The following is a 24644-nucleotide window of genomic DNA, read 5'->3' as shown; positions in this document are numbered from 1 at the left end:
CGATTTAGCGCTTCGAGTACTGCGGCGCCTTGCGGGCCTTCTTGAGACCGGCCTTCTTGCGCTCCTTGATACGAGCGTCGCGGCTCAGGAAGCCGGCCTTCTTCAGGGTTGCACGGTTGTGCTCTTCGTCAATCTCGTTGAGCGTACGAGCGATCGCGAGACGCAGTGCGCCGGCCTGGCCCGAGGGGCCGCCGCCGACAATGCGGGCAACGATGTCGTACGAGCCACCGAGCTCGAGCACGGTGAACGGATCGGTGATGAGCTGCTGGTGCAGCTTGTTCGGGAAGTACTCGGCGAACTCGCGTCCGTTTACCGTGAACTTGCCCGAACCGGGAACGAGGCGCACGCGGGCAATTGCCTGCTTGCGGCGACCCACTGCGCCACCGGGAACGGTGAGCGCGGGGCGCGGGGCTGCGACGGTGGCCTGGCCGGCCGGCGTCTCGGTGGTGTAGCTCTCGGTGGCCACGGTCTGCTCTTCAGTCACTGTGAATTCTCTCTCTGAGGTCTCGGGGCGCGATTACTGCGCGACCTGGCCGAAGGTGTAGGGGGTGGGCTGCTGAGCAGCGTGCGGGTGCTCGGCACCCTTGTACACCTTCAGCTTGCGGAACAGATCTGCACCGAGCGAGTTCTTCGGGAGCATGCCACGGATGGCCTTCTCAACTGCGCGATCGGAGTTCTTGCCGAGCAGCTCGGTGTAGTTGACCGAACGCAGGCCGCCCGGGTAGCCCGAGTGACGGTAGGCGCGCTTCTTGTCGGCCTTATTACCGGTCAGCACTACCTTGTCGGAGTTGATGATGATGACGTAGTCGCCCATGTCCATGTGCGGGGCGAACGTCGCCTTGTGCTTGCCGCGGAGCAGAGCTGCCGCGTGCGAAGCCAGACGGCCGAGCACCACGTCGGTGGCGTCGATAATGAGCCAGTCGTGCTTCTGCTCGGCTGCCTTCGGTGAATACGTGCGAGTCACTAGAGTGCTGCTTTCTGTCGAATTGGAGGAGTTCGTGAATCCCGCTCCGGTGCGTGGTCCCGCAAGGGGTGCGCGCGCGGCTGGAGGGCTCAACAAATCGGATGCTTTCGCACCAAAGATCAACTCTAGCACAGCCAAGCTCGGTACCTCGCGCGGATCTGGCCCGCCCTCTCTACGCCAGTGGCGTGCGTCGTGCCCGAGTCGCTTCGGCTCGCGCAGCCAACTCGCTGTCATCGGGATACGCAATTTCTTCAAGTGAGAGCCCGTGCGCGGGCATGACGGTGAACTTGCTGGTTCGGGATCGCGCATCGCGCAGCGCCACCAGCTCATCGTGCGCGATCCGCCCACTACCGACGGCCACCACCGCACCGATCATCGCCCGCACCATCGAGTGACAGAAGGCATCGGCCTCGACGCGCGCTGCGTACGCGCCGTCATCTGTGCGGCGCCACTCGAAGCGCAGCAGATTGCGAACCGCGGTCGCCCCCTCTCGCGCTTTGCAGAATGTCGTGAAGTCGTTCAGTCCGAGCAGTTCGTCGGCCGCGCGCTGCATAGCATCAAAATCAAGGGCGCGCGGTACCTCGGCAGTGAACCGCGCCGTCAGGGGGTCCTTGCGCATCCCTTCACCGATCAGACGGTATTCATAGCGTCGGCGAAGCGCTGCGAACCGGGCATCGAATTCCGGGGACGCCCGCCGAACGGAACGCACGACGATGTCCGGAGCCGTCCGAGCCACGAGGCCGGTCAACTTTCTCGCGCGAACGCGAGCGAGTTCGCATTCCGCTGGGGGCGGGTCGCCCGGACGCCGTTGAGAAGCCCACTGGGCGAGCTGCTGCTCGGTCACGTCGAGATGCGCGACCTGGCCACGCGCGTGTACCCCCGCGTCAGTGCGTCCGCCGACTGTCAGGCGAACGGTGTCCTCCGCCCCAATCCGAAGCAGCGTGCCGATTGCAGCTTCCAGCTCACCCTGAACCGTCCGCAATCCCGGCTGCGCCGCCCACCCCGAGAAATCCGTGCCGTCATAGGCAAGATCGAAGCGCAAGCGCGTGGACGGCGGGGTTGGATCCATGATTCGATCTTGCCAGACCGCTCAGACTCGAGCACACCCGACAAAGCGTAGACCGGCACGTACACTGGATAGCCGGGGCTTCGACGGCCTCACGCCACTACTTCCTATGACTCAGCCTCCCGCACCCAGCCCGCTCCCTCGCGCAGAACGCCTCGGGGGGCTCGACGGGCTCCGGGCGATCGCAGTCGGGATGGTGCTGTGTTACCACCTCTTCCCCGGCTCACTTCCCGGCGGATACCTCGGCGTTGACGTGTTCTTCGCGATCAGCGGTTTTCTCATCACCACACTGCTCTTACACGAGCATCGTCACACGGGACACCTTGCGCTGGGTGCGTTTTGGCGCCGACGCGCGCGGCGCTTGCTCCCGGCTCTCGTGCTCGTGCTGACCGTGTCGACATCGCTCGCACTTTTGGTCGATCGTGATCTGCTCGTCGGTATCGGTAGGCAGCTCGCGGGAGCCGCGCTGTTCGTGAGCAACTGGACCTCTATCGCGGGCGGCGCAGACTACTTCGCATTTGATACACCCGAGCTGTTTCGAAATACGTGGTCGCTCGCCATCGAAGAGCAGTTCTACATCGTGCTGCCGCTACTGCTACTCGTAATTTTCCGTTTGCGCGGTCGGCTGCCGCGGGCGTTGCCATTCATCGCGCTCGGCGCGACATCCGCTATCCTCATGGCCGTATTGGCGGCGTCTGGCACCGACGCAACGCGCGTCTATTTTGGTTCTGACACGCACACCTTTGGGCTGAGTTTCGGGGCGGCTCTAGCCATGCTCGTGACGCCGCGCGCCACGGATGGCTCACCACGCTCGCACCCGAGCCTCGCCGCACAGCTCGGGCTCGCGGCGGTTGCCACTACCGGACTCGGAGTGCTCGGCTGGCTGGCTGCAACCCTCCCGGAAGCGAGCCCCGCGAGCTTCGCGTGGGGTTTCCAGTTGGCCACGGTGGCCGCGCTCGCCCTGATTTGGTCGGTCACCCGGCCCGGAGCATGGATCGGAACAGCCCTCGACGTGGCCCCGCTGCGATGGCTGGGCGAACGCTCGTACGGCATCTACCTGTGGCACTGGCCGCTGCTGCTCATCGTCTCGGCCGTCCTCGGCAAGACCGCCGGTGTCGCGACCGTGGCGGGCGGCGTTATCACTCTGCTCGTGACGCTCGGGGTCGCCGCACTGTCGTATCGGTACATCGAGACGCCGGTGCGACGCTTGGGACTTCGTCGCGCACTGCGCCAGGTGACTCGGCCAGCACGGTGGACGCCGCGCCTCAGCATCACCGTCATTGCGCTCGGAGCGACGCTCGTGATCACCCTCCCGGCCACCGTTTTCGCAGTAGTGACCGCGCCGGTTCTCAGCACGGGAGCTGAGGCCGTGGCTCGCGGTGAGGCTGCGCGTGACAGTGGCGCATCACAGACCACAGAGGACGCCAAGCAGCCTGAGCGCCAGAGCACCGAACGCGACACGAAGCAACTCACCTTCCAGGGCGACGAGGTCACAGCAATCGGTGATTCCGTCATGCTGGCGAGCCTTCCCGAACTGGAAGAGCGGTTCCCCGGCATCACCATCGACGCCGAGGTGTCGCGCGGACTAGGTGTCGGAATCGACCTCACTGCTGAGCTGAAGGGCAGCAACAAACTCCGGCCCGTGCTCGTCGTGGGGCTCGGCACAAACGGCCCCGTGCAGCACGAAGAGCTTGACGAACTGCGCACCGCTGCCGACGGCCGTCCGCTCGTGCTCGTGAACGCACACGCCGATCGCGATTGGATTCCCGGCGTGAACGACACGCTCACGGCGTACGCCGATGCGCACCGTGGTGTCGTCGTCGCAGATTGGAACGGATCAATTTCTGCTGCCCCGGACTCCGCGCTCGCTGGCGATGGTATCCATCCCAACCCGAGCGGCGGCGAACTCTATGCGGACAGCGTTCAGCACGCGCTCGACGCCCTGAAGAAGCCCGGCGAGGGAATCGGCTTCACAGTCCCACGCCGCTAACGAAGCAACCAGCTCACAGCTCACCCGCCTACGCCGGCCCGCGACAACGCAAAAGCCCCCGCCGCGGAATGCGCGGCGGGGGCTTTTGGCAGAACCTGGCGAGTGTTACTCGGCCTTTTCCTCGGCGGGTGCCTCGGTGGTCTCAGCAGCTGCCTCGGTGGTCTCCTCGGCCGGAGCCTCGGGTGCCTCTTCGACGGGAGCAGCAGTCTCTTCAGCCTTCGGCTTTGCAGCCTTGACCTTCGGCGACACGGGCTCGAGCACGAGCTCGATCACTGCGAGAGGAGCACGGTCGCCCTTACGGAAACCGGTCTTGACGATGCGGGTGTAGCCGCCATCGCGGTTCTCAACCAGGGGTGCGATCTCAGTGAAGAGCTCGTGAACCACTGACTTGTCGAGGACCTGGCGCATGACGCGACGACGCGAGTGCAGATCGCCACGCTTTGCGAAGGTCACAAGGCGCTCGGCCACGGGCTGCAGGCGCTTAGCCTTGGTCTCCGTGGTCTGGATGCGCTTGTGCTCGAACAGCTGCGAAGCCATCTGGTTCAGCATCAGACGCTCGTGTGCGGGGCCGCCTCCAAGGCGGGGGCCCTTGTTGGGCTTGGGCATTATTTACTCCAGAAGGTGTGCGGTCGGGCGAACGATGCCAGGCCGTTAGTTGTTGTCGTCTTCGTAGCTGTAGAACTGTGCGCCGTCGAATCCGGGCACTGCATCCTTGAGCGAGAGGCCCATCTCGGTGAGCTTGTCGCGCACCTCGAATACGGACTTCTGACCGAAGTTGCGGATGTTCATCAGCTGCGCCTCGGAGAGCGCTACGAGCTCGCTCACCGTGTTAATGCCCTCGCGCTTGAGGCAGTTGTAGCTGCGCACCGAGAGATCCAGATCTTCGATCGGGATCGACAGTTCGCCTTCAGCGACAACCTCGACCGGCGCGGGGCCGATCTCGACGCCTTCAGCGGCAGTGTTCAACTCGCGAGCGAGCCCGAAGAGCTCGACCAGCGTCGAACCAGCCGACGCGATCGCGTCGCGCGGCGTGATTGCGGGCTTCGACTCGACATCGACCACGAGGCGGTCGAAGTCAGTGCGCTCACCGGCACGCGTCGCTTCGACGCGGTAGGTGACCTTGAGCACCGGCGAGTAGATCGAGTCGACCGGAATACGGCCAACCTCTGCGTCCTCGTTACGGTTCTGCGCTGCGGAAACGTAGCCGCGGCCACGCTCGATGGTCAGCTCGAGTTCGAACTGAGCCGAATCGCCGAGCGTTGCAATCACGAGCTCGGGGTTGTGCACCTCGACGCCCGCCGGAGCGGAGATGTCGGCTGCTGTAACCTCGCCAGCGCCAGTCTTGCGCAGGTAGGCGGTGATGGGCTCGTCGTGCTCGCTTGAGACGACGAGGTCCTTGATGTTGAGAATGATCTCGGTGACGTCCTCGGTCACGCCCTGAATGGTCGTGAACTCGTGAGCGACGCCCTCGAAGCGAACGCTAGTAACAGCGGCGCCGGGGATCGAGGAGAGCAGGGTACGACGCAGCGAGTTGCCGAGCGTGTAGCCGAAGCCGGGCTCAAGCGGCTCGATGGCGAAACGCGAACGGAACTCGGAGATCGATTCTTCAGTCAGAGTGGGTCGCTGTGCAATCAGCACGGTGTGTGATCCTTTCGCTGGAGTCCGCTATATGACTCATGCGGTATCGGGATGTTGAAGGTCTAGAACTATGCGTTGAATGCCTAACAGCAGCCGAAGGCTGCCAGCTTCGCCGACCGGAGCCGGCGAAGCCATAGGTTCAGACGCGACGACGCTTCGGCGGACGGCAACCGTTGTGCGTCTGCGGCGTAACGTCGTTGATCGAACCCACCTCGAGGCCAGCGGCCTGCAGCGAGCGGATCGCGGTTTCGCGGCCCGAGCCCGGTCCCTTGACGAAGATGTCGACCTTCTTCATGCCGTGCTCCTGCGCCTTGCGAGCTGCCGACTCTGCGGCGAGCTGCGCGGCGAACGGGGTCGACTTACGCGAACCCTTGAAGCCGACGCCACCTGAAGAAGCCCAGCTGATCACAGCACCGGTGGTGTCAGTGATCGAGACGATCGTGTTGTTGAACGTCGACTTGATGTGGGCCTGGCCCACAGCGACGTTCTTCTTATCCTTGCGACGCGGCTTGCGAGCCGCGGTCTTTGGTGCAGCCATTGAGTATTCTCCTGAAAAGCTCTGTGTGTAGGTCTAACGGACCGGCGTTACTTCTTCTTGCCGGCGACGGTGCGCTTCGGGCCCTTGCGGGTACGAGCGTTCGTCTTGGTGCGCTGACCGTGCACAGGCAGGCCCTTACGGTGGCGAATGCCCTGGTAGCTGCCGGTCTCCACCTTGCGGCGGATGTCGGCTGCAACCTCGCGGCGGAGATCGCCCTCAACCTTGAAGTTGCCTTCAATGTAATCGCGAAGCGCGACCAGCTGCTCATCGGAAAGATCCTTGACGCGGATGTTGCCGTCGATGCTGGTGTCGGCGAGGGTCTTCAGTGCGCTGGTGCGACCGACGCCATAGATGTAAGTGAGTGCAATCTCAACGCGCTTATCGCGTGGGATATCTACTCCTGCGAGACGTGCCATTGTTGGCTCTCCTTGCGGATAGTGGAGGTGTGGTGCGCATCGGGGGTTCGGGCCTCCGGCCCGAGGTGTCCCCCGCCAAAAAGTTTGCCGGGTTCTTCGATGCGCTGGATCAGATATTGAATTGTGTGTTCTGCACGAGCCGTTGCCTGCTCGTCTCGGCGAAGCCGGAACGAGCAGCGGCGACAGGGGCTTAGCCCTGGCGCTGCTTGTGGCGCGGGTTGCTCTTGCAGATCACCATGACGCGGCCGTGGCGGCGGATGACCTTGCAGTGATCGCAGATCGGCTTGACGCTGGGCTTGACCTTCATGATGCTTCCTTCGTGTATTTCGCTGTCCTCGTACTCGCGGAATGCCGCGAGTCGTTACTTCCCAGCGACCTACTTGTAGCGGTAGACGATGCGGCCGCGGGTCAGATCGTAGGGCGTCAGCTCCACAATCACGCGGTCCTCGGGGAGAATGCGGATGTAGTGCTGGCGCATCTTTCCTGAGATGTGAGCGAGCACTTTGTGTCCATTGGTCAACTCGACGCGGAACATGGCGTTAGGCAGAGCCTCGACAATGTGTCCCTCGATCTCGATGACGCCGTCTTTCTTCGCCATAGCCTCACTATCGCTTGCGTAGGTGTACTGGTCATGCGAATGCCTCGCATCTGCGTCTCCGAACGCCTGCCGACAGCTGCCGGAACGAACGCAAAAACAGGCGCAAAGCACCAAAGATCAAGAGTACTCGGCGTGTCGGCTTTTGTAAAGCTCGCCGAGTGTCGCGCCACTGAGTACTGCGGTATCGGGTCTCAATTAGCTGAACGGGACCGGACGGATGCCGAGGGGCTCGAGTCCGCTGGCTCCCCCGTCAGCGGCAGTGAGCACCCAGATACCACGGTCGTGCACCGCAACGGTGTGCTCCCACTGCGCGCTCATCGAACCGTCGGCGATCGTAACGGTCCAATCGTCGTCCTCAACGACCGTGTCGATCCCACCAGCCGAGATAATCGGTTCAATGGCGACGACCAGACCGGGCTTCACCTCTGGACCGCGCTTTCGCGTCGGCACGTTAAACACCGGCGGATCCTCATGCATACTGCGACCGATGCCGTGGCCGATGTAATCCTCAAGCACGCCATAGTCGCTGTTCGCGCGCACGTAGGCCGAAACGGCCTCGCCCACCTCGTTCAGATGAGACGCGGTGGCAAGCCGCGCGATACCGCGCCACATCGCTTGCTCCGTCACTTCGCTGAGACGCTGATTCGCGGCGGTGCGTTCGACGTATGCGTGGTCCGGAATGACGGCGGTGAACGCGGCGTCACCGTGCCATCCATTGACGACGGCCCCCGCATCGAGAGCGACGATATCGCCCGGGACGAGTGCGCGATCGGTCGGAATTGCGTGCACGACGTGCTCATTTACGTTCGCGCAGATCGTGTGGCGGTAGCCCGGCTCCAGCATGAAGTTGGGGGCGCCGCCCAGTGCGCGGATCGCTTGCTCCGCGATGGCGTCGAGTTCGAGCGTCGTAACTCCCGCGCCCACGACAGCGCGCATCGCGTCGAGCGCCGCGCCGGTCGCGAGACCCGGTTCGAGCATCAGCCGCAGCTGCGCTGGCGACTTGTAGATCGAGCGCCGCAACAACCCTCTGCGCGCCATCAGCTACTGACCGACTTTGGCGCCCAGCTGCGCCGAAAGACCGGACGCGATACGATCTGCAACCTCGTCCACGGTGCCGAGCCCGTCAACAGAGACGAGAATGCCACGCTTCGAGAAGAGATCGATGAGTGGCGCCGTCTGTGCCGAGTACACGTCTTGACGGTGACGGATCACTTCTTCTGTGTCATCGGCGCGACCCTCGAGCGCTGCGCGCTTCAGAAGCCGGTTAACGACCTCGTCTGCGTCTGCCTCGAGCAGCACAACGGCGTCGAGCGACGAACCGCCCAGCATCGCATCGAGCGCGTGCACCTGGTCGACGGTGCGAGGGTAGCCATCGAGCAAGAATCCCGCTGCAGCATCCGCCTGCGAGAGACGGTCGGCAACGATTTCATTCGTGAGCTCGTCGGGAACCAGTTCCCCCTGCTCAATGATCGTCTGCACCTGCTTACCCAGCTCGGTGCCACCTTTGATGTTCGCGCGGAAAATATCCCCGGTCGAGATAGCCGGGACGCCATATCGCTCAGCGATCAGACCGGCCTGCGTACCTTTTCCAGCTCCGGGAGGGCCAATGATGAGCAGTCGCGCCGTCGTGGGTTCTGTCACTTGAGAAGTCCTTCGTAGTGGCGCTGCTGCAACTGCGCGTCGATCTGCTTCACGGTTTCGAGGCCTACGCCCACGATGATGAGGATCGAAGCACCGCCGAACGGGAAGTTCTGATTCGCTCCGAAGAACGAGAGGGCAACGAGCGGCAACAGCGCGATGACGCCGAGATACAGGGAACCTGCGCTGGTGATGCGCGTCAGCACATAGTTGAGGTACTCAGCCGTCGGCCGACCGGCACGAATGCCGGGGATGAAGCCGCCGTACTGCTTCATGTTGTCGGAGACCTCTTCAGGGTTGAAGGTGATCTGCACGTAGAAGAACGTGAAACCGATAACGAGCAAGAAGAATACGAGCATGTAGAACGGCTGATCGCCGTACACCAGGTTGTTCTGAATCCAGACCACCCAGGGCTTCGGATCTTCACCGATCTGAGGCTGGTTGAACTGCGTGATCAGCATCGGCAGGTAGAGGATCGCCGATGCGAAAATCACGGGGATCACGCCGGCCATGTTGACCTTGATCGGGATGTAGGTGCTGCTTCCGCCGTAGGTGCGCCGCCCGACAACGCGTTTCGCGTACTGCACGGGGATGCGTCGTTGCGATTGCTCGACGAACACGACCGCGGCGACGACGAGCAGGCCGACGCCCAACACTATGAAGAAGACTTCCCAGCCGCGCGACTCCTTGATGATCCACATTGCGCCGGGGAACGTCGCAGCAATCGAGGTAAAGATCAGCAGCGACATACCGTTCCCGATGCCGCGCTCGGTGATGAGCTCACCGAACCACATGATGAGGCCGGTGCCGGCGGTCATCGTGATGATCATGATGAGCACGGCCCACCATTCCTGCGATACGAGGTTCTGGCACGCCTGGTTCGCAGCGGCACCGAAGAGCTGACCCGAGCGCGCGACCGTGATCAGCGTCGTCGACTGCAGGATCGCAAGCGCGATGGTCAGGTAACGCGTGTACTGCGTGAGCTTGGCCTGGCCCGCCTGGCCCTCCTTGTGGAGCATCTCGAAGTGCGGGATCACGACGCGCAACAGCTGCGTGATGATCGACGCCGTGATGTAGGGCATGATGCCGAGCGCGAAGATCGAGAGCTGCAGCAGGGCGCCGCCGCTGAACAGGTTGATCATGTCGTACAGACCCGAGCTGCCCTGGTTCTGATTCGCCACGAGGCACGCTTGCACGTTGTTGAAGTCAACAAACGGTGCGGGGATGAATGACCCGAGCCGGAACAACGACACGATTGCGAGCGTGAAGACAATCTTCCGCCGCAAATCGGGTGTCCGGAAGATCCGTCCGATGGCGCTGAACAAAATCTGCCTCCTGGAACGTCGTAAGGGGCTTCGCCTACCGACGAGAACCAATTGCTCCAGCCTACACGGCGGTGCCGTAAGACTGAGCCATCGTCATGAATGACGGTGAAAACACAAGAGCGAGGGTGGGCGGGAACGACACGTGTGTCGCTCCCGCCGATCCCCCGCCGCTCGGGAGAACCCGAGATACTACTGGCCCGAGTGGACCGTTACTTCACTGCTCCACCAGCGGCGACGATCTTCTGCTCAGCTGAGCTGGAGACCTTGTCGACCTGCACGGAGAGCTTGACCTGGAGGTCGCCGTCGCCCAGCACCTTGACGGGCTGGTTCTTGCGGACGGCACCCTTGGCCACGAGATCCTCGACGGTGACGTCGCCACCCTTGGGGTAGAGCTCTGCGAGCTTCGCGACGTTCACCACCTGGTACTCGGTGCGGAACGGGTTCTTGAACCCGCGGAGCTTCGGGGTGCGCATGTGCAGCGGCATCTGCCCACCCTCAAAGCCGACCTTGACCTGGTACCGAGCCTTGGTGCCCTTGGTACCGCGGCCAGCGGTCTTGCCCTTCGATGCCTCGCCACGACCCACGCGGGTCTTGGCCTTCTTGGCACCGGGAGCCGGACGGAGGTGGTGCGCCTTCAGCACCGACTCACGCTCCTCGTTGTTCTCGCTCATGCGTCGATCTCCTCAACCACTACCAGGTGAGCAACCGCACGAATGTAACCGCGGTTAGCCTGGGTGTCCTCACGAATGACCGACTGGCCAATCTTCTTGAGGCCCAAGCTGCGCAGCGTATCGCGCTGGTTCTGCTTCTCACTGATGACGGACTTCGTCTGCGTAACCTTCAAGCTCTTAGCCATTACGCACCTGCCTTTGCCTTCGCGGCAGCGTCGGCCGCGGCCTTCGCTTCTGCGCGCACAATGCGAGCAGGAGCGACGCGGTCGAAGTCGAGACCGCGGCGAGCTGCGACGGAGCGGGGCTCCTCGAGCTGCTGCAGCGCCTCAACGGTCGCATGCACGATGTTCAGGGTGTTCGACGAGCCGAGCGACTTGCTCAGCACGTCGTGGATGCCAGCGCACTCGAGGACGGCGCGCACCGGGCCACCGGCGATAACACCGGTACCAGCTGCTGCCGGACGCAAGAGCACGACGCCGGCTGCGGCCTCGCCCTGCACGGGGTGCGGGATGGTGCTGCCGACGCGGGGAACGCGGAAGAAGTTCTTCTTGGCCTCTTCGACACCCTTTGCGATGGCGAGAGGCACCTCCTTCGCCTTGCCGTAGCCGACGCCAACGGTGCCGTTGCCGTCACCCACCACGACGAGCGCGGTGAAGCTGAAGCGACGGCCGCCCTTGACGACCTTCGATACGCGGTTGATAGTAACGACGCGCTCGAGGAACTGGCTCTCGTTGCGGTCGCGACCGCCACGCTCGTTACGGGTACCGCGATCGCGGCTCCCGCGACGCTGTTCGCGCGGCTCGTTACGGTGATCCTGAGCCGGAGCGGCCTGCGTGGCCGTCGTCTCAGACTGGGCCTCTGCAGACACTTGCTGCTCCTTCGTTTCGTTGCTCACAGGGTCAGCCCCCCTTCGCGAGCGCCATCGGCGATCGCAGCGACACGACCGGCGTACTTGCTACCGCCACGGTCGAACACGACCGCGTCGATGCCGGCACTCTTCGCACGCTCGGCGACGAGTTCGCCGACCTTACGAGCCTTGGCGGTCTTGTCACCGTCGAACGAACGCAAATCGGCTTCCATGGTTGAAGCCGACGCGAGGGTGACACCCTTCGAGTCGTCAACGACCTGTACGAAGACGTGGCGTGACGAGCGGTTGACGACGAGACGGGGGCGAACCTCCGTGCCGACGATCTTCTTGCGCAGGCGGGTGTGGCGGCGGACGCGTGCAGCCGTCCGACCCTTAGCCCGAGTAATTGAAGCGGCCATGGGTTACTTACCAGCCTTTCCTGCCTTGCGACGGACGACCTCGCCCGCGTAGCGAATGCCCTTGCCCTTGTAGGGCTCCGGCTTCTTCAGCTTGCGGATATTGGCTGCGGCTTCGCCGACAGCCTGCTTCGAGATCCCGCTGACGGTGATCTTCGTGTTGCCCTCGACTGCGAGCGTGATGCCCGCCGGAGCGTCCACGTTGACCGGGTGCGAGAAGCCGAGCGCCAGCTCAAGGCCGGTACCCTTCTGCTGCACACGGTAACCGGTGCCGACGACCTCGAGCTGCTTCGTGTAGCCCTCGGTGACACCGATGATGTTGTTGTTGATGAGCGTGCGGCTCAGGCCGTGCAGCGCTCGCGAGTCGCGCTCGTCGTTCGGACGGGTGACGAGCACCTGTCCGTCTTCGAGAGCTACGCGGATGGGCTCTGCGACGACGAGCGTCAGCTCGCCCTTCGAGCCCTTGACCGTGACCTTCTGGCCGTCGATCTTGACATCTACACCACCGGGAACGGTGATGGGAAGCTTACCAATACGTGACATGACGGGTTACCACACGTAAGCGAGGACTTCCCCGCCAACGCCCTTCTGCTCAGCCTCGCGGTCGGTCAACAGACCCGAGGAGGTGGACAGGATCGCAATGCCGAGTCCGCCGAGCACGCTCGGGATCTCGGTCGAGCCCGCGTACACGCGAAGGCCGGGCTTGGAAACCCGCTTGATGCCCTCAATGGAACGCTCACGGTTCGGGCCGTACTTCAGCGACATGGTGATGGTCGTGCCGACGCGAGCCGGTTCGACCTTCCAGTCCTGGATGTAGCCTTCACGCTTGAGGATCTCAGCGATCCGCTCCTTCAGCTTTGAGCCGGGGAGCGAAACGTCGTCATGATGCGCAGAGTTTGCGTTGCGCAGCCGGGTGAGCATGTCTGCTACCGGGTCAGTCATCGTCATAAGTGACTCTTTCGTTTTCGCCTGGTTTCATACGCCGGTACACCGGCGGACGACCTGGGTGACACACGGATTGGGTGCCCGGGAAATCCCGGGCACCCGTGCCGTTTGGACTATTCAGTTATTCCGACTTGAAGGGGAAACCGAGCGCGCGAAGCAGCGCACGACCCTCGTCATCGTTCTTTGCGGTGGTCACGACAGTGATGTCGAACCCACGCACGCGATCAATCTTATCCTGATCGATCTCGTGGAACACACTCTGCTCGGTCAAACCGAAGGTGTAGTTGCCGTTTCCGTCGAACTGACGCGGCGAAAGGCCGCGGAAATCGCGAATACGGGGCAGCGCCAGGTTGACCAACCGGTCGAGGAATTCCCACGCACGGTCGCCACGAAGCGTGACGTGAGCACCAATGGCCTGGCCCTCGCGCAGCTTGAACTGCGCGATGGACTTGCGGGCCTTGGTGACCATCGGCTTCTGGCCGGTGATCTTGATGAGGTCAGCAATTGCGCCCTCAATCACCTTGCTGTCACGAGCCGCCTCGCCGACACCGGTGTTCACGACGACCTTTACGACGCCGGGAACCTGCATGATGTTGGCGTAGCTGAACTCTTCGCGCAGCTGCGGAACGATCTCAGAGCGGTACTTCTGCTTCAGGCGGGGCTGAGCGGTGGTCGCTGCAGTCTCGGTCATGCGAGATCCTTCCCGGACTTCTTCGCGTAACGCACGCGAACAGTCTTCTTCTTGCCGTTCTTCTCGACTTCCTCGACGCGGAAACCGATGCGAGTCGGCTTCTTCGTCTCGGGATCGACAACAGCGACGTTCGAAACATGGATCGGGGCCTCGACGGTCTCGATGCCACCCTCGCGGGTGCCACGGTCTGACTGGCCGACGCGCACGTGCTTGGTGACGAAGTTAACGCCCTCAACCACGATGCGATCGCTGTCAGACAGGACCTCGATTACTCGACCCTGCTTGCCCTTGTAGCCGCCACGTTCCTGCGACGGGCCAGAGATGACCTCGACGAGGTCACCCTTCTTGATCTTTGCGCCCATAGGACTAGATCACCTCCGGTGCGAGCGAGACGATCTTCATGAACCGCTTGTCGCGGAGTTCACGTCCGACCGGCCCGAAGATGCGGGTGCCGCGGGGCTCCCCGTCGGCCTTGAGGATAACGGCGGCATTCTCGTCAAACGCAATGTACGAACCGTCAGCACGACGGGTCGACTTGCGCGTACGAACGATAACGGCCTTGACCACATCGCCCTTCTTGACGTTGCCACCGGGGATCGCGTCCTTGACGGTCGCGACGATCGTGTCACCGAGACCGGCGTAACGACGCTTCGAGCCACCGAGGACACGGATCGTGAGCAACTGCTTGGCGCCGCTGTTATCGGCAACCTTCAGTCGGGATTCCTGCTGAATCACTTAATACTCCTTCACTGAGTAAGCCCGAGGGCTTACTTCGCCTTCTCGAGGACCTCGACCAGACGCCAGCGCTTGGTAGCGCTCAGCGGCCGGGTCTCGTGGATGAGCACGAGATCGCCGATGCCAGCCGTGTTCTGCTCGTCGTGGGCCTTCACCTTCGACGAACGACGCAGCACCTTGCCGTAGAGCGGGTGCTTCACGCGATCCTCGACCTCAACGACGATGGTCTTTTCCATCTTGTCGCTGACGACATAGCCGCGGCGAGCCTTACGGTAGCCGCGCTGTTCCTTCTCGACCTCAGCCATAGTTAGGCCTCCTTCGTCTCAGCGGCGGCATCCGCCTGCTCGGTCTTCTTGCTGCTCTTCTTCGCCTTTGCGGGCGCAGCGGCAGCGGGGGTGGCACGAATGCCGAGCTCGCGCTCACGCAGCACGGTGTAAATGCGAGCGATGTCGCGCTTCACCTGACGGACGCGGCCGTGGCTTTCCAGCTGGCCGGTGGCCGACTGGAAACGAAGGTTAAAGAGCTCGCCCTTTGCCTTCTTCAGTTCCTCAGCCAGTCGCTCGTTCTCGAACGTATCGAGTTCGGTGATGGCTAGTTCTTTGGTACCGATCGCCATTACGCGTCGCCCTCCTCGCGCTTGATAATGCGGGCCTTGAGGGGCAGCTTGTGGATGGCGCGGGTGAGCGCCTCGCGTGCGAGCTCCTCATCGACACCGGCGACCTCAAAGAGGACGCGGCCCGGCTTGACATTGGCAACCCACCACTCGGGCGAGCCCTTACCGGAACCCATGCGGGTTTCCGCAGGCTTCTTGGTGAGGGGACGATCGGGGTAGATGTTGATCCACACCTTGCCACCGCGCTTGATGTGACGGGTCATCGCGATACGAGCGGACTCGATCTGACGGTTCGTCACGTAAGCGGGGGTCAGTGCCTGGATACCGAAATCACCGAACGCGATCTCGTTGCCACCCTTGGACATGCCGGTACGGCTCGGGTGGTGCTGCTTGCGGTACTTGACTCGACGGGGAATCAGCATGCTTACTTCTCCGCTCCTGCTGCAGCGGGTGCAGCCTCAGCCTGTGCGCCACGGGGCGCACGACGGCGGTCGCCGCGGTCGCGCGACGGCTTCTGGGCCGCCTGCTCGCGAGCGAGTTCCTTGTTGGTGAGGTCACCCTTGTAAATCCAGACCTTCACGCCGATACGGCCGAAGGTGGTCTTCGCCTCGTAGAAGCCGTAGTCGATGTTCGCGCGGAGCGTGTGCAGCGGCACGCGGCCTTCGCGGTAGAACTCCGAACGGCTCATCTCGGCGCCGCCAAGGCGGCCGGAGACCTGGATACGGATGCCCTTGGCGCCGGCGCGCTGAGCGCCCTGCAGACCCTTGCGCATCGCACGACGGAACGCCACGCGAGCAGCGAGCTGCTCGGCAATGCCCTGTGCAACGAGCTGAGCGTCAGCCTCGGGGTTCTTGACCTCGAGGATGTTCAGCTGGATCTGCTTGCCGGTGAGCTTCTCGAGGTCAGCGCGGATGCGCTCAGCCTCTGCGCCACGGCGACCGATGACGATACCGGGACGTGCCGAGTGGATGTCCACGCGAACACGGTCACGGGTGCGCTCGATCTCGACGCGGGACACGCCCGCGCGGTCGAGCTGCTTCGTCAGGTGCTGACGGATCTTGATGTCCTCGGCAAGGTAGTCAGCGTAACGCTGGCCGACCTTGGTCGAGTCCGAGAACCAACGCGATACGTGATCGGTGGTGATCCCGAGGCGGAAGCCATAGGGATGAATCTTCTGGCCCATACCTAGGCTCCCTTCTTCACGGCGGCGAGCTCATCAGCCGTCTGCAGCACGATAGTGATGTGGCTGGTGCGCTTGTTGATACGGAATGCGCGGCCCTGAGCACGGGGGCGGAAACGCTTCAGCGTTGCGCCCTCGTCCACGAACGCACGAGCAACGACGAGCTCGTCCTCGTTGAGACGCAGGTTCTCCTTGTCGGCCTTGACGCGCGCATTCGCGATCGCCGAGGCGACGAGCTTGAAAATCGGCTCCGCTGCGGCCTGCGGGGCGAACTTCAGGATGGCGAGTGCCTCCTGAGCGTTCTTCCCACGGACCAGGTCAATGACACGACGGGCCTTCTGGGGGGTGATGCGGATATGACGCACGCGTGCGATCGACTCCACCATTTCTCTTCCTCCTTCACGTCACCGCTTAGCGGCGACGGCCCTTCTTGTCGTCCTTCACGTGTCCACGGAAGGTACGAGTGGGCGCAAACTCGCCCAGCTTGTGACCGACCATGGTCTCCGTGACGAACACGGGGATGTGCTTCCGACCGTCGTGCACCGCGATGGTGTGTCCCAGCATTGCGGGGATGATCATCGAGCGGCGCGACCAGGTCTTGATCACGTTCTTGGAGCCAGCTTCGTTCTGGACAACCACCTTGTTCAACAGGTGGTTATCGACGAAGGGGCCTTTCTTAAGACTACGAGGCATCTTCTACTCTCTCCTACCTGTCGACTAACGCTTCTTGCCAGCGTTGCGGCGACGCACGATGAGCTTGTCGCTTTCCTTGTTCGGATGGCGCGTACGGCCTTCCTTCTGGCCCCAGGGGCTAACCGGGTGACGACCACCCGAGGTGCGGCCTTCGCCACCACCGTGGGGGTGATCCACCGGGTTCATGACGACACCACGCACGGTCGGGCGGACGCCCTTCCAGCGCATACGGCCGGCCTTACCCCAGTTGATGTTCGACTGCTCGGCGTTGCCGACCTCGCCGATCGTCGCGCGGCAGCGCGCGTCGACGTTGCGGATCTCACCCGAGGGGAGACGCAGCTGCGCGTAGGGGCCATCCTTTGCCACGAGGCGAACGGAAGCGCCAGCGGAACGAGCGAGCTTCGCTCCCCCACCCGGCTTCAGCTCGATCGCGTGGATGACCGTACCGGTCGGGATGTTCTTCAGCGGCAGGTTGTTGCCTGGCTTGATGTCTGCGCCGGAACCCGACTCGACGACATCGCCCTGCTTCAACTTGTTCGGCGCGATGATGTAGCGCTTCGTGCCGTCCACAAAGTGCAGCAGCGCAATGCGCGCGGTGCGGTTGGGGTCGTACTCGATGTGCGCGACCTTGGCATCCACGCCGTCCTTGTCATGACGACGGAAGTCGATGACGCGGTACTGGCGCTTGTGGCCACCACCGATGTGACGGGTGGTGATCCGGCCCTGGTTGTTGCGGCCGCCGGTCTTGGGGAGCGGGCGGAGCAGCGACTTCTCAGGCGTCGAGCGGGTGATTTCAGCGAAATCAGCAACGCTTGAGCCGCGACGACCCGGGGTCGTCGGCTTGTACTTGCGAATTGCCATGATGTGTTCCTCTTCGCCCCTTCTACAGCGCAGCCGTGAAGATGTCGATGGAGCCCGACTTCAGGGTGACAATGGCACGCTTGGTGTCCTTGCGCTTGCCCAAGCCGAACTTCGTGCGGCGGGACTTCCCCTTGCGGGTCAGCGTGCGGACCTTAGCGACCTTCACATTGAAGACCTCTTCGACAGCGAGCTTGATCTCGGTCTTGTTCGACTCCGGCGCCACCTCGAAGGTGTACTGGCCGTTGGCGTCGATGAGACCGTAGCTCTTCTCCGAGACGATCGGGCGGATGATGACGTCGTGTGCGGACTTGTTCAAGCTCACTTCGTGTCCTCCTGAGCGGCACGGCCATCGACGAACGCGTCGAAGGCGGCCTTGGTGAAGACGAGATCGTCGCTGACGACCACGTCGTAGGCGTTGAGCTGATCCTGGAACAGCACGTGAACGTGTGCCAGGTTGCGGACGCTAAGCGCCGTCAGCTCGTCCTCACGGGTGATGACCACGAGCACGCGCTTGCCCGGAGCAACCGACACGAGGAAATCGCGTGCGGCCTTGGTGCTGGGCTTATCGGCGATGCCGAACGTCTCGACAACATGCAGGCGGTTCGCGCGGGCGCGATCCGAAAGCAGGCCGCGAAGCGCAGCAGCGATCATCTTCTTGGGGGTGCGCTGCGAGTAGTCGCGCGGCACGGGGCCGTGGACGACGCCGCCGCCGCGGTGCTCAGGAGCACGAACCGAACCCTGACGAGCGCGGCCGGTGCCCTTCTGCTTGAACGGCTTGACACCCGAACCGGAAACTTCTCCGCGGTTCTTGGTCTTGTGCGTGCCCTGACGCGCAGCTGCGAGCTGAGCGGTGACCACCTGGTGGATCAGCGGGATGTTGGGGTCGACACCGAAGATGGTCTCGGGAAGGTCAACCGACCCGGCCTTCTTGCCCTGAGCGTCGAACACCTCGAGCTTGGTAGCGGTAGCCATGAACTACGCCCCCTTCACTGCGTTGCGAACGAATACGAGACGACCGCGCGCACCGGGAACTGCACCCTTAACGAGGATGAGGCCCTTCTCGGCGTCAACAGCCTGCACGGTGAGGTTCTGCACGGTGACGCGCTCGCCACCCATGCGACCCGGCATACGCTGACCCTTGAAGACGCGACCGGGAGTCGCGGCGCCGCCGATCGAGCCGGGCTTACGGTGGTTACGGTGTGCACCGTGAGATGCACCAACACCGGAGAAGTTGTGACGCTTCATTGCACCGGCGAAGCCCTTGCCCTTGGAGGTACCAACGACGTCGATCAGCTGACCGGCCTCGAAGGTGGCGTCCACGGTGAGCTCCTGGCCGAGTGCATACTCCGACGCATCGGAGGTGCGAACCTCGGTGAGGTGGCGGCGCGGCGTAACGCCGGCCTTCTCAAAGTGACCCGCGGTCGGCTTGTTGACCTTGCGGGGATCGATCTGACCTGCGGCGATCTGCACGGCGCTGTAGCCGTCGACCTCTGCGGTGCGGATCTGGGTGACAACGTTCGGCGCCACCTCGATAACGGTAACGGGAACGACATTGCCGTTCTCGTCCCATACCTGCGTCATACCGAGCTTGGTGCCCAGAAGACCCTTCACGTTACGTGTTACTGACATGTCCGGACCCCCCTTAGAGCTTGATCTCGATATTGACGTCGGCAGGCAGGTCGAGACGCATGAGCGAATCGACAGCCTTCGGGGTGGGATCGACGATGTCGATCAGGCGCTTGTGCGTGCGCTTCTCGAAGTGCTCGCGGCTGTCCTTGTACTTGTGGGGCGAACGGATCACTGCGATCACATTCTTTTCCGTCGGAAGCGGCACGGGGCCGATCACGGTTGCACCCGCGCGGGTCACCGTGTCGACGATCTTGCGTGCGGAGCTATCGATGACCTCGTGGTCATACGACTTCAGTCGGATGCGGATTTTCTGTCCCGCCATGTGACTCTCTACTTTCTACTTGCGTCGTACCGCTCCCCCTGCGGGTCGCGGCATTGGACGTCTTACGTACCAGCGCCCTGGCTTCAGCGTTATTCACGCTTCGTGCTGGGTCTCTGTTCACCTGTCAAAACCGGCTCGCTCCGTATGGACGGGCAAGGCGGCCCCGCGCGCACGAAAGCGGCCGGACTGAGTCTGGCCGCCCAAATGTGTGCGGGAGTTGTTCGCTACCCGCGGCCTAACCGCAACCCTGAACGGGACGATTATGCACTGCCTGGCAGTGATCCGCGCGCAAACGCGGAGTACTGAACCTGTCTATTCTCGCACGGGGGCTGCGTCCATGCAACCCGGGCGTGTCGCGCCCGGCGCGTGCACCCGTCGCCCCTCCCGGAGGCGACAAAAACTCCCATCAACGGCGACGAAAACGTCATCTGGAGGCGACAAAAAGTCCGGTTTCGGCGGGCTGGGGATCTGCGTTCAGCAAGCTATCTGCGATGGGCAAGTACGTGCTGACCGAATCGGGCTTGCCGAACGCGGATCACTTGCAGAACGCCGGGCAACCCACAGCGAGCACCGAGCACCGAGCCCACCACGCACTACCGGCGCGGCAGCAGCTTCGGCAGCGCCAGGTACCCGACGAGCACCACGAGCCCCGCCGCGAACAGCGCGATCGTGCCGCCGAGCCCGGTAAAGAGTGACCCCAAGCCCAGCGCTGACGTCAGCAACGTCGCCGTCGCGGCGAGCCCGGAGGCCTGCACGTGCGAGTAACCGAGTTGCTGGATGCGCTGGTAGGTGTGCTCCTTGTGCGGCTCGTCCCACCGGTGCCCGGCGCGAACGCGCTTCACCAGCGTCACTGCGACATCGCCGAAGTAAATCACCATTGGGCCGATCGTTGCGAGCAGTGGCACTCCAGCGACGAGCGCAGCGAAGCTTGTGATGGCGACGGCCCCGCCGAGCAGGTAGCTACCCACGTCGCCAAGGAAGGCGCCCGGCTTCGTAAGGTTCCACGGCAAGAATCCCGCGAATCCCGCGGCTAGGATCAACCCGGCTGCGAGCAACCAGGGCATCCCCAACGCCGCCCCCGCCGCCGCAAACGTCAGACCGGCAATCACACCGTGAAAGCCGCTGATGCCATTGAGCCCGTCCATGAAATTCGCGACGTTGATGTAGCTCGAAATGAAGAGCACGGCGTAGACGGCAAGCAGTATCGCGCCCCAGAGCGGCAGCGCCGTCGCCTGCGGCCAACCGAATGACGCAGTCCCCGCGGCCGGCACATAGTTCACCCCGGTCTGCACGGTCAGCAGCAACGCCACAGCTGCGCCGAGTGCGATCGCCAGCAGGAGCGCGCTGCGCACCCCGACGCTCAGCCCGCGCAGGTCTTCGGCGAGACCGAGCAGCCCGGCGCAAAACGAGCCGACGACAACAACGAGCAATACCTGCCATCCGGGCAACACAAACGGGGTAAGCACGAAGAGCAGCACCGCCGTGACACCCGCGACCACCATCGCGATGAGCACGGCAAGCCCGAGCCCGCGCAGCACCGGCCGTTCGTGCGACGAGCGCTCATTTGGCACATCCATGATGCCGAGCTTCACGAGCAAGGGCCGCACCGCGAACGGCAGTACCACGCTCGCGACGAGCGCGATCCCGCCAGAAAGCCAAGCAGCGGCGATCGCGCTCACTGCACCCGCTCCTCTGCCTCGGCGGTCAGGTCCATGCGAGCAACCCATCCCTCATGGTCGAGCACGGACGGCGAAATGGTGTCGACGTGGGCGTGCGAAATCTTGGGGTGGAACGGCCGCTCGTCCCCCTCACCCTCACCGACGAGTTCTTCGTGGAGCTTCTCACCGTGACGCAGACCGGTGAAGACGATGTCGATATCGCGACCCGACTGCGCAATCATGCGCTTCGCCACGTCCAGAATGCTGACGGGCTCTCCCATATCGAGGATCAGCACTTCGCCGGGCCGCCCAATGCCGCCCGCCTGCACCACGAGCTGGCAGGCTTCTGGGATCGTCATGAAGAATCGCGTCACCTTTGGGTGCGTGACCGTTACCGGCCCACCGGATTCGATGAGCGCTCGGAAGGTCGGCAGCATTGATCCGCGGCTGCCGATGACGTTGCCGAAGCGCACGGAGAGGTATCGCTGCCCGGTTCGCTCAGCCATCCAGGCCGTGAGCTTCTCGGCGACTCGTTTGGAGTGCCCGAGCACGCTCGTAGGATTCGCCGCCTTATCGGTTGAGATGTTGACGAAGGTACTGACTTCCGCGGCCTGAGCGGCGCGAAGCACGTTGAGCGTCCCGAGCACGTTCGTCTTCCACGCCTCGTCGGGATACTGCTCGAGCATGGGCAGGTGCTTCAGGGCGGCAGCGTGGAACACAACCTCGGGGCGACGCTCACGGAACAGGCGTTCGAGCGTGCCGGCGTCACGAATGTCGGCGAGCACCACGTCGTTCGTGTCGAGCAGACCGTGTCCACTGATCGAGATCTGCGTCTCTTGGAGCGCGGTCTCGTCGCGGTCGAGCATGATGAGTTCGCGCGGGGCGAAGCGGGCAAGCTGACGGCAGAGCTCGGAGCCGATCGATCCGCCGGCCCCCGTCACCAGCACCCGACGATCCTGCAGGTAGGACGCGATGGACTCGGTCTCGAGACGCACAGGATGGCGTCCAATGAGATCCTCGATCGAGAGCTGACGCACGTCGGAGATCACTGAGTCGTTGCGCAAGATCTGGTCGAGGGGCGGCAGCACCATTGCTGTCATCCCCGCGAGGTTTGCAGCCTCGTCGACTCGGCGCATCAGACCTGCGTCAGCGTCGCCGATGCAGACAATGAGCTTCGTAGCCCGAGTCTGCCTCGCGACCTCCGCGAGATCGTCGAAGCCGCCGAGCACGCGCACACCGCGCACCTCCTGGTGGCTCTTCGTCGGGTCGTCGTCGATGAAACCGACAGGCAGCACGGCACCCTTGGCGTCCGTGAGCAGCCGTTTCGCCGTCTGCAGACCGAGGTAGCCCGCTCCGTAGAGCAGAGTGCGCTCCGCCTCGGCGCCCGGCATCATCTGTCGTTCGTTGTAGAGGCGCACGACGTATCTCGCGACGCCCATCAAGCTGAAGGTAATCGGCGCAGCAATGATCAGCGTGCTTCGCGGGATGCCGTTGCCGTAGCCGACCAAATACGCGAGAAGCCAGGCGACCATCATCACCACGGTGACAACCATGACGAGCACACGCACCTCGTCAAAGCTGCCGACCTGGAATCGATTACGGTACAGCCAAAACAGCCAGCCGACAATGAGCTGCAACAGAGCGGTCATGCCGATAACGGTGAGCGTCCATCCCCAGTGGATTCGCGTCAGGTTGAAGTCGAACCGCAACACGAGGGCCGCGAGAATGCCGACACCCCAAGCCGCCACATCAGCGATGAAGAGCACGCCATACTGTCGCATGAAATGGGCGATGCGGCCCGCGACGGTCTGCGGCACGTGGACTCCCTCCGGTTCGCCTGAGTCTGGTGACATCGAGCGTGAATCAGCTTCGAGAATACCGCCACGACCCTGCGCGTGAGCGGAGGCCGCGCGCATGCGGGCCGGAAACGGGAGAACCCCCGGGGATGAATCCCCGGGGGTTCCTGTACTCGGCCGTGAAGCCAGTGAGTACGAGTGTTACTTCGAGACTTACTCGACGACCTTGGTCACCGTGCCGGCGCCGACGGTGCGGCCACCCTCACGGATCGCGAAGCCGAGGCCCTCTTCCATAGCGATGGGCTGGATCAGCTCAACGACCATGTCCGTGGTGTCGCCGGGCATAACCATCGGCTTGTCCTCGGGGAGAGTGATAACACCGGTCACGTCAGTCGTACGGAAGTAGAACTGCGGACGGTAGTTCGTCTCGAACGGGTTGTGACGGCCACCCTCATCCTTCTTCAAGATGTAGGCGGTGCCCTCGAACTTGGTGTGCGGGGTGATCGAACCGGGGGCCACAACGACCTGACCGCGCTCGACGTCCTCACGCTTGGTGCCGCGGAGCAGCAGGCCACAGTTCTCGCCGGCCCATGCCTCGTCGAGCTGCTTGTGGAACATCTCGATGCCGGTGACGGTGGTCTTCTGCGTCGGACGCAGACCCACGATCTCGACCTCAGAGTTGATCTTCAGCGTGCCGCGCTCGGCGCGACCGGTGACGACGGTGCCACGACCGGTGATCGTGAAGACGTCCTCAACGGGCATCAGGAACGGCTTGTCCTTGTCGCGCACGGGATCGGGGATGCTGGAATCCACGGCCTCCATGAGCTCAACGATCGAGTCGACCCACTTCTCGGTGCCCTGGAGCGCCTCGTAGCCCGACACGCGGATCACGGGGACGTCGTCTCCCGGGTAACCCTGCTTGGAGAGTTCCTCGCGGACCTCCATCTCGACGAGCTCGAGGATTTCCTCGTCGTCGACCATGTCGCTCTTGTTCAGCGCAACCATCAGGTACGGCACGCCGACCTGCTTGGCGAGCAGGATGTGCTCCTTGGTCTGCGCCATCATGCCGTCGGTCGCCGCAACCACGAGGATCGCGCCGTCCATCTGAGCAGCACCGGTGATCATGTTCTTGATGTAGTCAGCGTGACCGGGGGCATCAACGTGAGCGTAGTGACGCTTGTCAGTCTCGTACTCAACGTGCGAGATGTTGATGGTGATGCCGCGCTGGCGCTCCTCAGGAGCGGAGTCGATCGTGTCGAAGTCGCGCTGCACGTTCACGTCTGACGGGAACTTGTCGGCGAGGGTCTTCGAGATTGCCGCGGTAAGAGTCGTCTTGCCGTGGTCAACGTGACCGATCGTTCCGATGTTTACGTGCGGCTTGGTCCGCTCGAACTTGGCCTTCGCCACTATGGTC

36 protein-coding genes are annotated in these 24644 nt (G+C 63.3%); 1 reads left to right on the top strand and 35 read right to left on the bottom strand.

The window, feature by feature from the left end; translation table 11 throughout:
- Positions 1-4: 4 nt before the first annotated feature.
- From rpsI to truA, 3 genes are all read right to left on the bottom strand, one after another.
- Positions 5-484, bottom strand: coding sequence for a 30S ribosomal protein S9 (rpsI, locus tag ACFWHR_RS05295; RefSeq protein WP_382447219.1), 480 nt, complete (start codon positions 482-484; stop codon positions 5-7).
- Between the two features lie 33 nt (positions 485-517).
- Positions 518-964, bottom strand: a complete 447-nt coding sequence (gene rplM / locus ACFWHR_RS05290) for a 50S ribosomal protein L13 (protein WP_382447218.1) — start codon at positions 962-964, stop codon at positions 518-520.
- Positions 965-1136: 172 nt separating this feature from the next.
- The gene (gene truA / locus ACFWHR_RS05285) at positions 1137-2033 is read right to left on the bottom strand and encodes a tRNA pseudouridine(38-40) synthase TruA (RefSeq protein WP_382447217.1); all 897 of its coding nucleotides are present in this window, start codon (positions 2031-2033) and stop codon (positions 1137-1139) included.
- 106 nt (positions 2034-2139) lie between these two features.
- Here truA and ACFWHR_RS05280 point away from each other — a divergent pair, with 106 nt between their 5' ends.
- Entirely contained in the window at positions 2140-4020 is a 1881-nt protein-coding gene (locus ACFWHR_RS05280) for an acyltransferase family protein (RefSeq protein ID WP_382447216.1), read from the top strand.
- Positions 4021-4125: 105 nt separating this feature from the next.
- Here ACFWHR_RS05280 and rplQ read toward each other — a convergent pair whose 3' ends face one another.
- From rplQ to tuf, 32 genes are all read right to left on the bottom strand, one after another.
- Positions 4126-4626, bottom strand: a complete 501-nt coding sequence (gene rplQ, locus ACFWHR_RS05275; RefSeq protein WP_382447215.1) for a 50S ribosomal protein L17 — start codon at positions 4624-4626, stop codon at positions 4126-4128.
- Between the two features lie 45 nt (positions 4627-4671).
- Positions 4672-5658 carry a DNA-directed RNA polymerase subunit alpha gene (locus tag ACFWHR_RS05270; RefSeq protein WP_382447214.1) on the bottom strand — a complete coding sequence of 329 codons (987 nt, stop codon included), beginning with the start codon at positions 5656-5658 and terminating at the stop codon, positions 4672-4674.
- A gap of 139 nt (positions 5659-5797) precedes the next feature.
- Positions 5798-6196, bottom strand: a complete 399-nt coding sequence (gene rpsK, locus ACFWHR_RS05265) for a 30S ribosomal protein S11 (RefSeq protein WP_010156423.1) — start codon at positions 6194-6196, stop codon at positions 5798-5800.
- A 47-nt stretch (positions 6197-6243) separates the two neighbouring features.
- Positions 6244-6612 (bottom strand): 30S ribosomal protein S13, encoded by a 369-nt coding sequence (gene rpsM, locus ACFWHR_RS05260; RefSeq protein WP_382447213.1) that lies wholly within the window; start codon positions 6610-6612, stop codon positions 6244-6246.
- Between the two features lie 190 nt (positions 6613-6802).
- Complete coding sequence (gene rpmJ / locus ACFWHR_RS05255; RefSeq protein WP_017885303.1) at positions 6803-6919, bottom strand: 50S ribosomal protein L36; 117 nt, start codon at positions 6917-6919, stop codon at positions 6803-6805.
- A gap of 69 nt (positions 6920-6988) precedes the next feature.
- A complete protein-coding gene (gene infA, locus ACFWHR_RS05250; RefSeq protein WP_010156420.1) occupies positions 6989-7210 on the bottom strand; it encodes a translation initiation factor IF-1 in 222 nt (73 codons plus the stop codon).
- Between the two features lie 195 nt (positions 7211-7405).
- Positions 7406-8248 (bottom strand): type I methionyl aminopeptidase, encoded by an 843-nt coding sequence (map, locus tag ACFWHR_RS05245; protein ID WP_382447212.1) that lies wholly within the window; start codon positions 8246-8248, stop codon positions 7406-7408.
- A gap of 3 nt (positions 8249-8251) precedes the next feature.
- Complete coding sequence (locus tag ACFWHR_RS05240) at positions 8252-8851, bottom strand: adenylate kinase (protein WP_382447211.1); 600 nt, start codon at positions 8849-8851, stop codon at positions 8252-8254.
- A complete protein-coding gene (secY, locus tag ACFWHR_RS05235) occupies positions 8848-10173 on the bottom strand; it encodes a preprotein translocase subunit SecY (protein ID WP_382447210.1) in 1326 nt (441 codons plus the stop codon). The genes ACFWHR_RS05240 and secY overlap by 4 nt, the downstream gene beginning before the upstream one ends.
- A 209-nt stretch (positions 10174-10382) precedes the next feature.
- Entirely contained in the window at positions 10383-10844 is a 462-nt protein-coding gene (rplO, locus tag ACFWHR_RS05230) for a 50S ribosomal protein L15 (protein ID WP_382447209.1), read from the bottom strand.
- Positions 10841-11029: a 50S ribosomal protein L30 gene (gene rpmD, locus ACFWHR_RS05225; protein ID WP_382447208.1), complete on the bottom strand. Its 189-nt coding sequence runs from the start codon at positions 11027-11029 to the stop codon at positions 10841-10843. The genes rplO and rpmD overlap by 4 nt, the downstream gene beginning before the upstream one ends.
- Positions 11029-11739 carry a 30S ribosomal protein S5 gene (gene rpsE / locus ACFWHR_RS05220; RefSeq protein WP_382447207.1) on the bottom strand — a complete coding sequence of 237 codons (711 nt, stop codon included), beginning with the start codon at positions 11737-11739 and terminating at the stop codon, positions 11029-11031. The genes rpmD and rpsE overlap by 1 nt, the downstream gene beginning before the upstream one ends.
- Positions 11736-12110 carry a 50S ribosomal protein L18 gene (rplR, locus tag ACFWHR_RS05215; RefSeq protein WP_382447206.1) on the bottom strand — a complete coding sequence of 125 codons (375 nt, stop codon included), beginning with the start codon at positions 12108-12110 and terminating at the stop codon, positions 11736-11738. The genes rpsE and rplR overlap by 4 nt, the downstream gene beginning before the upstream one ends.
- 3 nt (positions 12111-12113) lie before the next feature.
- On the bottom strand, positions 12114-12650 hold the full coding sequence (gene rplF / locus ACFWHR_RS05210) for a 50S ribosomal protein L6 (RefSeq protein ID WP_382447205.1): 537 nt from the start codon (positions 12648-12650) through the stop codon (positions 12114-12116).
- 6 nt (positions 12651-12656) lie between these two features.
- Positions 12657-13055 carry a 30S ribosomal protein S8 gene (gene rpsH, locus ACFWHR_RS05205; protein ID WP_336658874.1) on the bottom strand — a complete coding sequence of 133 codons (399 nt, stop codon included), beginning with the start codon at positions 13053-13055 and terminating at the stop codon, positions 12657-12659.
- A 118-nt stretch (positions 13056-13173) separates the two neighbouring features.
- Positions 13174-13743, bottom strand: coding sequence for a 50S ribosomal protein L5 (gene rplE / locus ACFWHR_RS05200; RefSeq protein ID WP_382447204.1), 570 nt, complete (start codon positions 13741-13743; stop codon positions 13174-13176).
- Positions 13740-14105 carry a 50S ribosomal protein L24 gene (gene rplX, locus ACFWHR_RS05195; RefSeq protein ID WP_382447203.1) on the bottom strand — a complete coding sequence of 122 codons (366 nt, stop codon included), beginning with the start codon at positions 14103-14105 and terminating at the stop codon, positions 13740-13742. Before rplX ends, rplE begins: the two co-directional genes overlap by 4 nt.
- Before the next feature lie 4 nt (positions 14106-14109).
- Entirely contained in the window at positions 14110-14478 is a 369-nt protein-coding gene (rplN, locus tag ACFWHR_RS05190; RefSeq protein ID WP_382447202.1) for a 50S ribosomal protein L14, read from the bottom strand.
- Between the two features lie 32 nt (positions 14479-14510).
- Positions 14511-14783: a 30S ribosomal protein S17 gene (gene rpsQ / locus ACFWHR_RS05185; RefSeq protein ID WP_382447201.1), complete on the bottom strand. Its 273-nt coding sequence runs from the start codon at positions 14781-14783 to the stop codon at positions 14511-14513.
- A 2-nt stretch (positions 14784-14785) separates the two neighbouring features.
- Complete coding sequence (gene rpmC / locus ACFWHR_RS05180; protein WP_382447200.1) at positions 14786-15094, bottom strand: 50S ribosomal protein L29; 309 nt, start codon at positions 15092-15094, stop codon at positions 14786-14788.
- Positions 15094-15513 (bottom strand): 50S ribosomal protein L16, encoded by a 420-nt coding sequence (gene rplP / locus ACFWHR_RS05175; RefSeq protein ID WP_382447199.1) that lies wholly within the window; start codon positions 15511-15513, stop codon positions 15094-15096. Before rplP ends, rpmC begins: the two co-directional genes overlap by 1 nt.
- A 2-nt stretch (positions 15514-15515) precedes the next feature.
- On the bottom strand, positions 15516-16274 hold the full coding sequence (gene rpsC, locus ACFWHR_RS05170; RefSeq protein ID WP_382447198.1) for a 30S ribosomal protein S3: 759 nt from the start codon (positions 16272-16274) through the stop codon (positions 15516-15518).
- Positions 16275-16276: 2 nt separating this feature from the next.
- Positions 16277-16657 (bottom strand): 50S ribosomal protein L22, encoded by a 381-nt coding sequence (rplV, locus tag ACFWHR_RS05165; protein WP_010156400.1) that lies wholly within the window; start codon positions 16655-16657, stop codon positions 16277-16279.
- Positions 16658-16682: 25 nt separating this feature from the next.
- Complete coding sequence (gene rpsS, locus ACFWHR_RS05160; RefSeq protein ID WP_382447197.1) at positions 16683-16964, bottom strand: 30S ribosomal protein S19; 282 nt, start codon at positions 16962-16964, stop codon at positions 16683-16685.
- Between the two features lie 24 nt (positions 16965-16988).
- On the bottom strand, positions 16989-17825 hold the full coding sequence (gene rplB / locus ACFWHR_RS05155; RefSeq protein WP_382447196.1) for a 50S ribosomal protein L2: 837 nt from the start codon (positions 17823-17825) through the stop codon (positions 16989-16991).
- A gap of 22 nt (positions 17826-17847) precedes the next feature.
- Complete coding sequence (gene rplW, locus ACFWHR_RS05150; RefSeq protein WP_382447195.1) at positions 17848-18147, bottom strand: 50S ribosomal protein L23; 300 nt, start codon at positions 18145-18147, stop codon at positions 17848-17850.
- On the bottom strand, positions 18144-18797 hold the full coding sequence (rplD, locus tag ACFWHR_RS05145; RefSeq protein WP_382447194.1) for a 50S ribosomal protein L4: 654 nt from the start codon (positions 18795-18797) through the stop codon (positions 18144-18146). Before rplD ends, rplW begins: the two co-directional genes overlap by 4 nt.
- Positions 18798-18800: 3 nt before the next feature.
- The gene (gene rplC / locus ACFWHR_RS05140) at positions 18801-19454 is read right to left on the bottom strand and encodes a 50S ribosomal protein L3 (RefSeq protein ID WP_382447193.1); all 654 of its coding nucleotides are present in this window, start codon (positions 19452-19454) and stop codon (positions 18801-18803) included.
- 13 nt (positions 19455-19467) lie between these two features.
- Complete coding sequence (rpsJ, locus tag ACFWHR_RS05135; RefSeq protein WP_010156393.1) at positions 19468-19776, bottom strand: 30S ribosomal protein S10; 309 nt, start codon at positions 19774-19776, stop codon at positions 19468-19470.
- 593 nt (positions 19777-20369) lie between these two features.
- Positions 20370-21455, bottom strand: a complete 1086-nt coding sequence (locus tag ACFWHR_RS05130; RefSeq protein ID WP_382447192.1) for a UDP-phosphate alpha-N-acetyl-D-fucosaminephosphotransferase — start codon at positions 21453-21455, stop codon at positions 20370-20372.
- A complete protein-coding gene (locus ACFWHR_RS05125; RefSeq protein ID WP_382447191.1) occupies positions 21452-23251 on the bottom strand; it encodes a polysaccharide biosynthesis protein in 1800 nt (599 codons plus the stop codon). Before ACFWHR_RS05125 ends, ACFWHR_RS05130 begins: the two co-directional genes overlap by 4 nt.
- A gap of 192 nt (positions 23252-23443) precedes the next feature.
- Complete coding sequence (gene tuf, locus ACFWHR_RS05120) at positions 23444-24637, bottom strand: elongation factor Tu (RefSeq protein WP_382447190.1); 1194 nt, start codon at positions 24635-24637, stop codon at positions 23444-23446.
- Positions 24638-24644: the final 7 nt, after the last annotated feature.

Source organism: Leucobacter sp. NPDC058333 (assembly GCF_042726155.1).
GTDB lineage: Bacteria > Actinomycetota > Actinomycetes > Actinomycetales > Microbacteriaceae > Leucobacter.
This window is presented reverse-complemented; position numbering and strand designations above follow the sequence as displayed.